10 protein-coding genes are annotated in these 12,867 nt (G+C 65.9%); 6 read left to right on the plus strand and 4 right to left on the minus strand.

Features of this window, described 5'->3' with window-relative positions:
* The first annotated feature begins 2 nt into the window (after nucleotides 1-2).
* From E3O18_RS13010 to E3O18_RS13025, 4 genes are all read left to right on the plus strand, one after another.
* The gene (locus E3O18_RS13010) at nucleotides 3-1,007 is read left to right on the plus strand and encodes a GDP-L-fucose synthase (protein WP_134418270.1); all 1,005 of its coding nucleotides are present in this window, start codon (nucleotides 3-5) and stop codon (nucleotides 1,005-1,007) included.
* A gap of 98 nt (nucleotides 1,008-1,105) precedes the next feature.
* Nucleotides 1,106-2,419, plus strand: a complete 1,314-nt coding sequence (locus E3O18_RS13015) for a UDP-glucose/GDP-mannose dehydrogenase family protein (RefSeq protein ID WP_134418271.1) — start codon at nucleotides 1,106-1,108, stop codon at nucleotides 2,417-2,419.
* Nucleotides 2,419-3,462 (plus strand): LCP family protein, encoded by a 1,044-nt coding sequence (locus E3O18_RS13020; RefSeq protein WP_134418273.1) that lies wholly within the window; start codon nucleotides 2,419-2,421, stop codon nucleotides 3,460-3,462. Before E3O18_RS13015 ends, E3O18_RS13020 begins: the two co-directional genes overlap by 1 nt.
* Before the next feature lie 346 nt (nucleotides 3,463-3,808).
* On the plus strand, nucleotides 3,809-5,644 hold the full coding sequence (locus E3O18_RS13025; protein ID WP_134418274.1) for a DUF4012 domain-containing protein: 1,836 nt from the start codon (nucleotides 3,809-3,811) through the stop codon (nucleotides 5,642-5,644).
* 84 nt (nucleotides 5,645-5,728) lie between these two features.
* On the opposite strand, the gene E3O18_RS13030 is transcribed toward E3O18_RS13025, so the two are convergent.
* The 4 genes from E3O18_RS13030 to E3O18_RS13040 form a co-directional block, all read right to left on the minus strand.
* Nucleotides 5,729-6,463 (minus strand): hypothetical protein, encoded by a 735-nt coding sequence (locus E3O18_RS13030; protein ID WP_134418275.1) that lies wholly within the window; start codon nucleotides 6,461-6,463, stop codon nucleotides 5,729-5,731.
* A gap of 15 nt (nucleotides 6,464-6,478) precedes the next feature.
* On the minus strand, nucleotides 6,479-6,625 hold the full coding sequence (locus E3O18_RS16170) for a hypothetical protein (protein ID WP_166784930.1): 147 nt from the start codon (nucleotides 6,623-6,625) through the stop codon (nucleotides 6,479-6,481).
* Nucleotides 6,626-6,821: 196 nt separating this feature from the next.
* A complete protein-coding gene (locus tag E3O18_RS13035) occupies nucleotides 6,822-7,364 on the minus strand; it encodes a hypothetical protein (protein ID WP_134418276.1) in 543 nt (180 codons plus the stop codon).
* A gap of 137 nt (nucleotides 7,365-7,501) precedes the next feature.
* The gene (locus E3O18_RS13040) at nucleotides 7,502-8,584 is read right to left on the minus strand and encodes an acyltransferase (protein ID WP_134418277.1); all 1,083 of its coding nucleotides are present in this window, start codon (nucleotides 8,582-8,584) and stop codon (nucleotides 7,502-7,504) included.
* A gap of 163 nt (nucleotides 8,585-8,747) precedes the next feature.
* Here E3O18_RS13040 and E3O18_RS13045 point away from each other — a divergent pair, with 163 nt between their 5' ends.
* Complete coding sequence (locus tag E3O18_RS13045; protein ID WP_174722122.1) at nucleotides 8,748-11,024, plus strand: ATP-binding domain-containing protein; 2,277 nt, start codon at nucleotides 8,748-8,750, stop codon at nucleotides 11,022-11,024.
* Nucleotides 11,025-11,265: 241 nt separating this feature from the next.
* The gene (locus E3O18_RS13050) at nucleotides 11,266-12,804 is read left to right on the plus strand and encodes an HNH endonuclease signature motif containing protein (protein ID WP_134418280.1); all 1,539 of its coding nucleotides are present in this window, start codon (nucleotides 11,266-11,268) and stop codon (nucleotides 12,802-12,804) included.
* Nucleotides 12,805-12,867: the final 63 nt, after the last annotated feature.

A 12,867-nucleotide genomic window follows, 5' to 3' on the forward strand; every position in this document is an offset into this window, starting at 1 on the left:
CGATGGCTATCGTTGTAGCCTCAGCTGCCGGCGACCGCGAGCAGAGCGTCTTCGTACCGAAACCGTTGGACAGGTCTTCCCGTTTCTATGTTGCGGGCCACCGTGGACTGGTGGGTTCCGCGATCTGGCGTCACCTCGAGGCTGAGGGGTTCACGGACCTCGTCGGCCGGTCGTCGGTCGAGCTGGATTTGAAGGACCGGGACGCGGTCTTCGCGTTCTTTGCTGAGGCTAAGCCGCGCTACGTCGTTCTCGCCGCCGCGAAGGTAGGTGGCATCCTCGCCAACTGCACCTACCCAGTGGATTTCCTTAGCGACAACCTGCGTATTCAGGTCAATGTGCTCGATGCGGCCGTGAAGCATGGGGTGGAGCGGCTGCTGTTCCTGGGGTCGTCCTGCATCTACCCGAGGCTTGCACCCCAGCCGATCAGAGAAGACTCTCTTCTTACCGGGTATCTCGAGCCCACGAATGACGCGTATGCGATCGCGAAGATCGCGGGAATCCTTCAGATTCAGGCTGTGCGCCGCCAGTATGGCTTGCCGTGGATCTCGGCAATGCCGACGAACCTCTATGGCCCGGGCGACAACTTCTCGCCGACGGGTTCGCATGTGCTGCCAGCGTTGATCCGCCGGTACGACGAGGCGGCGAAGTCGGGTGTGCCGCGTGTGACCAACTGGGGTACGGGCACCCCGCGGCGGGAGTTTCTGCACGTCGATGACATGGCGGCCGCCTGCCTACACCTGCTGGAGAACTACGACGGGCCGGAGCAGGTCAACGTGGGCACGGGGAGCGATGTCACGATCCGTGAGATCGCGGAAACGGTGGCCCGGGTGGTCGGATTCACGGGCCAGACCGAGTGGGACACCACGAAGCCAGATGGTACCCCGCAGAAGCTGTTGGACGTGTCCAAGCTCGCCGAGGCAGGCTGGACTGCGCAAATTGGCCTTGAAGAGGGGCTGCGCTCAACTGTGGAGTGGTACCACGACCATGCGGACTCAATCAGGCAGTAGCAGACGTGTAGGCCAACCGTTGTGGGTTGGAGCGATGGGGTCAATGGTCGAATCGGTCGCGCAGTCGCAAATAGGCTGAACCTTATGGAAGACAACGCATGAAGATTTCGGTTATCGGCTGTGGCTACCTCGGGGCAGTGCACGCATCTGCAATGGCCGAACTCGGCCACGAGGTGGTGGGCATTGATATCGACGCCCACAAGATCGAGCAGCTCGCCGCGGGTAAGCCGCCCTTCTATGAGCCGGGTCTGCCTGAGATCCTGACCTCGGCCATGGCCTCGGGCCGGCTGCGCTTCAGCACCGACATTGCCGACGCGGCTGGCGCCGGGGTGCACTTCATCGGCGTCGGCACCCCGCAGAAGGCCGGCAGCCACGCCGCCGACCTCACCCACGTAGACGCCGCCATAAAGTCACTGCTGCCCCACCTCGCCGAAGGTGACTTGGTCGTGGGCAAGAGCACGGTTCCGGTCGGAACCGCCGCTCGCCTTGCCGCCGTGATCGAGGCCGCCGGCAGCGGCGCGACCCTCGCGTGGAACCCCGAGTTTCTGCGCGAGGGCTTCGCAGTGAAAGACACCATCAGCCCTGACCGGCTGGTCTACGGAGTCGCTCCCGGCGAGGCCGGCGAGCAAGCAACGGCATTGCTGAACGAGGTCTATGCCTCGGCGATGGCCGCGCAGACTCCATTGATCGTCACCGACTACGCCACCGCCGAGCTCGTGAAGGTCTCAGCGAATGCGTTCCTCGCCACCAAGATCAGTTTCATCAATGCCATGTCTGAGATTGCCGACGCCTCCGGGGCGAACATCAGTGAGCTGGCCGACGCCATCGGCTTCGATAACCGCATCGGGCGCCGTTTCCTCAATGCCGGTGTCGGGTTCGGTGGGGGCTGCCTGCCTAAGGACATCCGTGCGTTCACCGCCCGTGCTGAGGAACTCGGCCGGGGCGACTCGGTCGCCTTCCTGAAGGAGGTCGATGCGATCAACCTGCGGCAGCGGCAGCGGGTCGTGGCAATGACTTTGCAGGCGCTGGACAAGCCCGTCTACACCGCGAAGGTTGCCGTACTCGGGCTGAGCTTCAAGCCGCACTCCGACGACGTGCGGGACTCACCGGCACTCGACGTGGCCGTGCAGCTGCGGGGGCTCGGTGCCGACGTTGTGGCGACCGACCCGCAGGGAATCGAGAACTCAAGGTTGCGGCATCCGCAACTCACCTACTCGACCAGTATCGAGGAGACCTTGCGTGACGCGGACGCAGTGGTGCTGGTCACCGAGTGGGCCGAGTTCAAGCAGATTGACCCGGTCTGGGCGGCCACGCTCGTGCGTGTGCCCATCATCATCGACGGCCGTAACACTCTCGACGCGGCCACTTGGCGTGCTGCGGGCTGGACCTACCTGGGGCTCGGTCGGCCGTGATGGCTGATCAGTCTCGTCCCACGGGGACGAAGCCGAAACGCAGGGGGCTGCGGACCCTGCTCATCGCCATCGTCGCAGTAATCCTTCTCGTTGCCGGGGCTGCGGGTGTTTATGCCTGGAGCCTCAGCAACACGTTCGACACTCAGACGGTCAAGATTCCGGATGTCTTCCCCGACGAGGCTTCTCGCCCGACCGCGGCACCCGTTGACGCGGCGAGCGGTCAGACCACGAGCGGGCAGAACATACTCCTGCTCGGCTCTGACACGCGGGGAGCCAATGACGGGTCGATCGCAGACCTGACCGGCCAGCGCTCGGACACCATCATGGTGGTGCACGTGCCGGCGAACCGCAAGAACATCTATGTCATGTCGATCATGCGTGACAGTTGGCTCGAGATTCCGGGCCGTGGTGAGGCCAAGATCAACGCCGCCATGTCCTACGGCGGAGTGCCCCTTGCCGTGCAGACCGTCGAAGGCCTGCTCGGAGCTCGCATCGACCATGTGGCGATTGTCGACTTCACAGGTTTCAAGGGCATCACGGATGCCCTAGGCGGCGTCGACATCGATAATCCGATCGGATTCGACTCCTCTCATTTGAAGGGACATTACTTCGCTGAGGGAACCCACCGCTTGAACGGCACGGAGGCTCTGGCCTTCGTGCGGGAACGCTACGCATTCTCTGACGGCGACTTTCAGCGCGCACGCAACCAGCAAGCCTTCATCAAGGCCGTTCTAGGCAAGTCGCTGACGGCGGAAACCCTCACTAACCCCGGCAAGATCAGTGGCCTGGTCGGGGCCATTGCTCCCTATCTCGCCGTCGACGACGGGCTCAACTCGGCCTACGTCGCCGGTCTAGCCGTGGAACTAAGCAACGTGCGCGTAGGTGACGTGACGTTCTTCACGCTGCCGACAACGGGCACCGGCACCTCGCCTGACGGACAGTCCATCGTCGTTATCGATCAAGACAAGCTGAAAACCGTGCAGAAGGGATTCCAGACGGACACCCTCGATGCGGTCCAGTCGGAGTTGCAGACGACGGGTTGACGGTCTGGGCCTGTTCGGCGCAGATCTATCTCCTCGGCCGCGGCAGGTCTATGGTGGCGACACCGCCGACCCGTGCGGTGCCAAGGAGGCAACCCGATGCCTACTCTTTCGTTACGCTCTTCCTTCATTCAGTGGCGTCTTGGCAGGACCAACCGCTGTCTTCAATGTTCGCGACCGATCCACGACCCGATCCGCAAATACTGGTGCTCGGACAAGTGTGACGAGATCGCGGCCCGCCAACTGCGCTGGTAGGTGTAACTCGCGAGCATCCAGTGCGGTCGCCCCAGAGTTGTTGCGCGCGTTGGCAGATGCGGGGCAGACGGCCGGCATGGGTTAGCGTTCGTACGTGACTGAAATAACCGACGACCGCGCCGCCACCCCCACGCGACCTCGGCGGATCAAGAGGCGTCGTCGCCTGGTTCTGATCACCCTTACCGTGCTCGTCGGGCTCGTCGTTCTGCTCGGTGCCGCCGGGGGGTGGGTCGGTTCCCGCGCACTGACGGCCAAGGCGGAACTCGAGAAGGCGCAGACCCTCGTGGGAACCCTCAAGACCCAGGCCACTGCGATGAACTTCGCCGGGCTCGGGGACACATCCACGATGCTTTCCGCCGCCACGGGCAAGGCCGTAGATCAGGCCCATGATCCGCTCTGGCAGGCCGCGGAAATCGTTCCGTTCGCCGGCGCCAACCTCACCGCCGTGCGTCAGATAGCAGACGCCATTGACGTGGTGGCGCAGGATGCGGTCGCGCCGATCGCGACGGTGGCGTCCGGCCTGAGTGCCGCGTCGCTGAAGCCCGTCGACGGGAAGATTAACCTCGGGCCGATCGTGGAACTGAACACAGCCCTCGCCACTGCGAGCACCGCGCTCGACTCGGCGGCGAAATCCGTTGCCGGGATTGAACTAGACGGCACCATCGACCAGGTCAGCGCGGCCGGTAGCAAGTTGTCGACCATGCTCGACGGAGCGGCAACTACCGTGAGGGAAGTGAGCTCGTTCACCTCGGTGGCACCCGACATGCTCGGAGCCTCAGGGCCGCGCACTTATGTTCTGATCTTCCAGAACCTCGCCGAGACAACGGCACTCGGTGGCACCGCCGCCGCCCTGACCGAGGTCACCTTCGATGACGGGGCGATCAGCATTGCCCGGCAGGCGTCAAGCCTGGACTTCCCGTGGCGTGACGGCCAACCGGTTGTCGCGGAAGACCCCAAGCTGTCGGCCCTGTACACGCAACTGATGTACACGCGACTGAACCTTTCGACCAGTCGGCCTGACTTCCCCACTGCCGCAAAGATCACCCAAGCGTTCTGGCAGCAGGACCTCGGCGGCACCGTTGACGGCGTCATCTCGATCGACCCCGCGGCACTGGCGCACATGCTCGGCGCCACCGGTCCGGTCGCGGTTAGTACGGGTGACGTGCTGTCAAAAGACAACGCAGTGGCCCTGTTGCTAAATGAGATCTACTTTCGTTACCAAGGAAAGGACGGGGCCTACCAGACCGACGCGTTCTTCGCCGAGGCCGCCAAGACTATGTTCGACGCCGTAACGAACTCGCAGGCCGAACCGCAGGCCATGCTGAGGGCAGTCGCCCTGGGCGTTACCGAGCACCGAATCATGGCGTGGAGTTCGCACCCCGAGGAGCAGAAGATCATCGACGGTACTCCGATCGCCGGCATCCTGCCCACTACGAATGAGGCAACCACCACCACGGGCGTGTTCTTCCGTGATATGTCGGCCTCGAAGATGGACTTTTACCTCGAAACCCGCGCGACACTGAACACAGATGTTTGCACCGCGGCGACGCCGACCTTCACGGCTTCCGTGAACCTGCATTCAACTGTTACCGACGCAATTGCCGTTAGCCTCCCGCGGTACGTGGCCAGCCAGGCGTGGGGCGTCAAACAGTTCCGCACCGAGGTTTTCGCCTATGGGCCTCCCGGCACGACCTTCGTGTCGTCGTCGATCGACGCCGTAGACGGCGCCAGCCTGGAGACCACCACCGACGACCTCGGCCGGCCCGTGGCACGGTTCTCGGTCATGCTGACCCCCGGTCAGACCAGCTCGGTCACTGCGGTCTTCACCGGCCCTGCCGGCACCTATGCGGCACCGGAACTGCGCACGACGCCGATGCTGAACCCGACCGCGGTCACGGTCGACGCCCCCGGTTGCAGTACCGCGAAGTAGACGTGCGAGTGCGCGGATAACTGAGCGGCCCCCCGATTCGCGGGCAACACGGTACGCGTTACTGCTGCCCTGTGAGCCTGCGCCTCAGCGGCGGGGGAAAGTCCGCGGCTGCTGGCGGTTGGCGAAGCGAGTGCGATAGAAGAAGTTTCCGACGCCAAGCAGCACGATCAGGCTCAGGCTGCTCACCAGAACAATGACGGCGAGCGGAGACAGGCTTGAGGCCACTGCCGAACTGGCGGAGTCCGCCGAGTCGAGCACCTCGGACGGGTTGGGGGTCGCGGTGGCCTTCGAAGTGGCTGCGGTTTCAGGCTGCGGCTGCAGCTGAAGAGGCGCTGCTGGTGTGGCGGTCGTGATGCCGAGCACGTTCAGGTCTGAGGCCTCTACAGCCGGCTCATCCGAATCTCGAGTGCTAGGCCGCGAGCTGGTGTAATTCGAGCTGCTGTACTTCGAGCGGCTCTCCGCCGGCTCTTCACTCGAGGTCGTGGCCGGGCTCTCCTGGGTCACAGGCGCGGGAGCGACGGCGTCGGGTGCAACGGTCGGGTCGGCGAATGCCGGTTCCGTCGGCGCTTGGCTGACTTCCGGTGCGGGTGTGTCAGTGGCCGGCGTTTCGACCGGGCTCGGGTTGACCGGGGTGGCCGTTTCGGGCGGGGTTTCCGGTACTGGAACGGTCGAATCATCCGGCGTTATGACCGGCTCTTCGTTGGTCGCCGTTGCGGGCGGTTCCTCGGCCCAGGCCTTGATCGCGGGAGAGCTGATTGAGAGCGCGAATGCCAGCGATCCGGCGGCGATGGCCGCCCCCCAGGCTGCCGACTTGGTCATCTGAAGCCTGTGTCGCTAGAGCGTCATGGTGATAGCGGCAAAACCGGCGATTCCCGCGGCGGCGGCCGCGACGAAGAGAAACGCGTATTGAAGTCGCTTGTGACTGCGCCCGCGTCGGAGCAGGGCTTTGTGCCCCATCTGCTCGGGGCGGATTCTAGTCACGTTTCAGCTTATGGCGCGGGTGATGACGTGCAGCACGATCCGCTGTCCCCAAAACGGGGTGGGCGTGCACGAGCGGGCTCCTGGCGTATGCAGCCGTTTCACGTGGTGGCGCACCCCTGAGTGGCGCACGCGGCGAGCGTGTGCTGCTACAAAATGAACGCACGAGGAGGTCAAGTTGAAATGTGTGGTGCAGACGCTAGGGCAGCAGCGGGCCGCCTTCGAAGCAGATGCTGGTCGAGCTGAGGTAGATCACCGGAGGGACCGTCGTGTTCGACCCCGTCGAGATACTCAGCCCGGGCGCGTCGTCGGAGTCGCCCGCTGAAACACGAGTCATCGTTCTCGCAGCGCCGGTCTCCTCGCCGGTGATCTCGCTGCCTGTCCCGGACGTAGTCCAGCCGGCCTTTTCCTGCTTCTGGACCAGCGCGTCGGCCACGGCCAGCAGCTCAGTTCCGTCGATGAGCCAGACGAAGCGCATGTTCTGCCAGGCGCGCAGCGTGGCCTGCGGCTTGCCGTCGGTGCCCAGGCAGCCCACCACGGCGTTCATCACCTGGTCGACGTGGTCGATCAGGCTCGGGTCAATGGCGGCGATGGCCGCATCGACGGTGCTGGTGGTCGTGGTTTCCTCGACCTGTTTCGGGGTGACGCCCTGTGCATCGGAGCCGCCGGCGCATCCGCTCACCATCAGCACGCCGGCAACCAGGGCGGCTCCAGTGAGTGCTCTACCCCTGTGAGGATTCAATCTGCGCAGCATGCTGGCCCCCAAATCTTGCGGGCGTTGCCTCTTGGCGGCTCGCCTTGTCCCTGCGCAGAACACCGCGCGCTGCAAGCCTAGAGGCCGACAAGGGAACGCCCTCACTGTCGCGGTGTTCTTTTCGTTCAGGACTGTTCCAGCAGGGCCGGAGCACTTTGCGCGGGCGTCGAACGCGGAGCGTCGAGCCTCGCCTTCCAGGCGAGGGCTGGGCGCTCCACCAGCCACCAGCTGAGCGTTGCCGCCAACAGAGTGATCGGCAGGGAGAGCAGGGGGCCGTGAGGGATCGCCGGCGTGGCATTGAGCCACAGCACCACCGGGTAATTCCACAGGTACGCCGCATACGAGATGGTGCCGAGAGCCAGTGCGGGCTTCAGCCAGCGTTTCGGGACGGTCTTCCACTCACGCAGGTGCAAGATGATCACCACCGTCAAGAGAGCCACCAGCGGGCCGATCGCCACGTACGTGAGGTGCCAGCTCTTGGCGATCGGGGAAAACGTGATCATCATCAGAATGCCCAGGCTGAGGAGTGAGAGCGCAGCCCGCGGAATGCCGGATTTGGGGAGGATCCGGCCCAGAGCATCCTGACCCACGTAGGCGGCGGTGCCGATCACCATCGCGATCGCCCAGGAGCTGGGCAGCGTGTAGATGCGCGTAATGTCCGGGGCTGTCATCAGCATCGACGCGATCATGACGGTGGCGATGGCGAGCACCGATCCCACCAGCACCCAGCGCATGCGACGGAACCGCACCCCGATGGCCAGCAGGATCGGCCAGACGAGGTAGAACTGTTCCTCGGTGGCCAGCGTCCACAGGTGGCTGATGCCCGAACTGCCCAGCGGGATCGGCAGGTTGCCGGTGTAGGTGATGCCGATGAGCAGGGCACGGCCAAGGCCTGCCTTATCGCCCCAGGGGTCAAGAATCAGCGTGACCACGGCCAGAACACCCAACATGAGCACCAGCGCGGGAACCAGTCGTAGTGCGCGATTGCGGTAGAAGCGGCCGTACCGCACCCGACCGAAGCGACGGATATCGGAGAGGAGCAGCCCGGTGATCAGGTAGCCGCTGAGGGCGAAGAACATGACGACACCCACGATGCCGCCGCCGCCGAACGTGGACGGCCACGCGTGGCGCAGCAGAACCAGCCCGATGGCGAGGCCGCGAATGAGGTCGAGGCCTTCGATGCGCCCGTGTCTACGTGTTTCGGGCACCAGTGGTCCTTCGGTTAAACGGCAGTGTGACCAGACTACCGAGCCGACCGAGGGTCAGAGCGGGTCTGACCGCGCTGGCCGAGGCGCGTCACTGTTTTTTTCTCGGTCAGGTGAGTGATTCGACCCGAGTAAACTTGAGGCTCGGATTTCAAGGGGTGTGCGAGTGGTCGACCAGGAGCTTCAGCGGGAACAGCAATATGTCGCGAACCTGTATGCGCGTCTCGACGCGTTGCAGCGGGAGGCCGAGCAGCAACTCGTGGCCGTGCGGCGGCTCGACGTGGGCGGCAACCACCAGTCGCGCTCCGAGCGTGACACGTTTGCGCGCCTCTACGAGGACCGCATAGTGCAGCTGCGCGAGGTCGACGACCGGCTGGCGTTCGGCCGGCTCGAAGTGGCCGCCGACACCTCTGACGCTGACTCCGGCTCTTGCTCTTCCTCTTCTTCCAACTCGACGGATGCCTCCGTCTACCGCTACATCGGCCGGCTGGGGCTGCGGGACGAAGACCTGCAGCCCATCCTGCTCGACTGGCGGGTGCCGCAGGCCAGCGCGTTCTACCAGGCCACCGCGGCGACGCCGCTCGGGGCCCGCGCCCGCCGGCACCTGCTCTCGAAGGGGCGGGACATCGTGCGCATCGAGGACGAGATCCTCGACGCCACACTGCTCGAGGGCGATTCGGCAACCCAGCACCAGGGGGAGGGAGCACTGCTCGCCGCGCTGACCGCCCAGCGCACCGGGCACATGAGCGATATCGTGTCGACGATCCAGGCGGAGCAGGACCGCATCATCCGTTCAGACCTGAAGGGCGTGCTCGTCGTGCAGGGCGGCCCGGGCACCGGCAAGACGGCGGTGGCCCTGCATCGCGCGGCATACCTCTTATATACGCATCGGGATCGGCTGAAGAACTCGGGTGTGCTCATCGTGGGGCCGTCGGAGTCTTTCCTGCACTACATCGAGGCGGTGCTGCCGTCGCTGGGGGAGACCGGGGTGGTGCTCGCATCCGTGGGCCAGCTCTACCCGGGCATCGAGGCCACCCGAGAGGATGCCCCGGCCGTCGCCGCGATCAAGGGCCAGACCTCGATGGCCCGGCTCGTTCAGCGTGCCGTGCGTTCGCGGCAGCGGGTGCCGGCGTCGGCGCAGGTGCTGATCGTGAACGGCGACCGGCTCACGCTCAAGCCGCAACTGATCGAGACCGCGATTCACCGGGCCCGGGCCGGCGGCAAGCCGCACAACGAGGCCCGGGTGACGTTCGTGAAGAACGCGCTCGCCGCGCTGTCCCGGGAGTGGCTCGCGCAGCTGAAGGCGCAGGGCCGGTCGATGGACGACACCGATCTGCCCATGCTGCGCGAAGACCTGCGCCTGGCCGACGACGTGCGGGTGGCGCTGAACACGGCCTGGCTACCGCTCACCCCCGAGAAGCTCGTGCAAGACCTCTACGCCCGCCCGCAATGGCTGGCGCAGCTCACCCCCACCTGGACGCCCGCGCAGCGCGCGCTGCTGCACCGGCCGCGCGATGCCGAGTTCACCATCTCGGACGTGCCGCTGCTCGACGAGGCGGCCGAGCACCTGGGCGAGTACAACGTGGTCGACGCGGCCCAGAAGCGCGAGCAGAAGGAGCAGCGCAAGCGCGACGTGGAGAACGCCGAGTTGGCCATCTCGAACATGGAGGTAAAGGGGCTGGTGAACGCCAAGGCGCTCGCCGACAACTTCGCCGAGCTGGGCGACCGGGCCACCACGGCCGAGCGTGCCGCGCTCGACCGCACTTGGACCTACGGTCACGTGGTCGTCGACGAAGCACAGGAGCTTTCGCCGATGCAGTGGCGGCTGGTGCTGCGGCGCGGCCCGCTGCGGTCGTTCACGATCGTGGGCGACATCGCCCAGGCGGCGTCGGCCGCGGCCGCGTCGAACTGGCGCGACGCCCTCGAGCCCCTGCTCGGCTCCTCGCTCGAGGCCTCGCGGTGGCGGCTCGAGGAGCTCACCGTGAACTACCGCACGCCGAGCCAGATCGCTTCGGCTGCCGAGTCGATGGCTCTCGCGCACGATCTGCCGATCACGCCGGCGCGGTCGGTGCGGGCGAGCGAGTGGCCGATTGAGACGGTTCCGGATGTTGTTTCGGCCGTGAGGCGGGAACGGTCGCTTGGTCTCGGGGGAACCGTTGCAGTGATCGTGCTGGAGCCTGCGTTGGCCGGTGTTGTTGCTTCGCTGGCTGCTGCGTTCGGTTCCCTGGTTGTCGGCGTCGGGGCTGCGGGGCTGCTCAAGGAGGTGGCGGTGCTCACCCCGCAGGATTCGAAGGGGCTGGAGTTCGACGCCGTGATCGTGGTGGACCCGGCGGGGATCGTGGCGGCGTCCTCGCGTGGGGCCGGGGCGCTGTACGTGGCCATGACGCGGCCCACGCAACGGCTGTACCTCGTGGCGACGGGGGAGTTGCCCGCGGGGCTGTAACCACCGGTGGTTGAGCCTGTCGAAACCCGGCGAGCCACTCTACCGAACCCAGCCACCAGCATCCGTGCCCTCACGCTAACTGCGGACTTTTTCGCGACACTCCGTTTGTGCGGCCTGGAGAAGCGGCGCGTCTCGAAAATCTCCGCGATAACGTCACGACGACATCTCCCACCGTGATAATTAGTTTCGAAAGTTGAGCAAAATTCTTGACTTGACATTCGTAGTCATTTACAATTGAGGCATGGCTGGAGCCCCCACTCCGCACCACCGAACCGCCTCACCGCAGGCGGTTCTTTCCCCCGCGCAGTCGCCCCTGGTGCAGCAGCTGCAGCAGGTGCGTGACCTGGCGGCGGCCGTGCTGGACTCGGTCGCCTTCTCCCTCCTGGGCGAGGCCGATGCGATGGCGGTGCTCGGCACCGTTGAAGACCTCGGCCGCCGAGTCGATGCCGCCAGGGTGGCAGCCGCGGCCGACATGTCGGTGCGGTCCCGGCGCATCCTGGGCCACGAGTCCCTCGCGTATAAGAACGGGGCCACCAACGGCATCGATCTGATCACCCGCCTGACCCGCGTCTCCTCCCGGGAGGCGAACCGGCGGGTGCGCCTCGGCGAGAACGTGACCGCCCGCCTGGCCGGCACGAGCATGCTGCCGCCGTATTACCCGGCCGTGGCGGTGGCCCTCACCGCCGGTGACCTCGGCGTGGACGCGGCGGAGAACATCGTCACGGCCCTCGACAGAGTTGCGGCCCGGGTCGCGCCCGACGACCTCGGCACCGCCGAGCGTGCCCTGGTGGCCGGTGCGACCGGGGCGATCACGGATGAAACCCGTGGGCTCCCCGGTGAGGGGTTCGCGTTTCCTGCTGACCTGGTGCGTGGCATGGCCGGGCAGTGGCAGGCCCGCCTTGACCCTGACGGGACCGCCCCGACCGAGCCTGTCGCCGAGGCGCGCAGCACTGTCGGGTTCGGGCTTTTCCGTGACGGACTCTACCCTTTGCGCGGCGGCGTCACGCCTGAGCTCCGCGGCATCATGAACGCGATCTTCGACACCTACCTCTCCGCCCACGCCGCCCCCGCGTTCCCCACCGCGGAGGAGCAGGCCCTGATGGATTCGGGCCAGCTGATCCCGGGAGCCGAGGCCGCGGCCCTCGGCGATGACCGCACCAGCGGCGAGAAGCGCGCCGACATCCTCCGCGGCGTGTTCGAAGCCGCCACCCGCGACACGGGAACCCCGAGCATGGGCGGCGCCGCCCCCACCGTCATGATCCACGTCAACCAGGCCGACCTCACCGCCGGCCGTGGGGTGGGCTGGATCGACGGCGTCGAAGCCCCAGTCTCGCTGACCACCGTGAAGCAGGCCCTCTGCACCGGCGGCTTCCAAGAGATCCGATTCGGGCAGAACAACAAAGTCCTCAGCCTCAGCACCGAGAACCGTTTCTTCAACCGGGCCCAACGCCGTGCCATCGCCGCCCGCGACGGCGGCTGCACCATCCCCGGGTGCACCGTGCCACCAGCCTGGTGCGAAGTGCACCACGTGACACCCTGGCACCGCGGCGGCAAGACCGACATCGACAACGGGGTGCTGCTCTGCTGGTACCACCACCACAGCATCGACACCTCCGGCTGGGAAATCCGCATGATCCGCGGCAAACCCCAAGTCAGGGCACCATACTGCTACGACCCCACCCGCACCTGGCGGGCAGCAGGCGAAAACCGGGCCGGGGGGCGGGCCCTGCACGGGGTTGCTCGGTCCGGGTCTCGACAGGCTCGACCGACGTCGACGTGAGTTCTGGGCATCGGGGCGCCACGGGTCTGCGGGCGCCGTCGCACTGGGGTCTGGGCAGGCACG

Origin of the sequence: Cryobacterium sp. TMT2-42-4 (genome assembly GCF_004402645.1) — a bacterium.
Lineage (GTDB): Bacteria > Actinomycetota > Actinomycetes > Actinomycetales > Microbacteriaceae > Cryobacterium > Cryobacterium sandaracinum.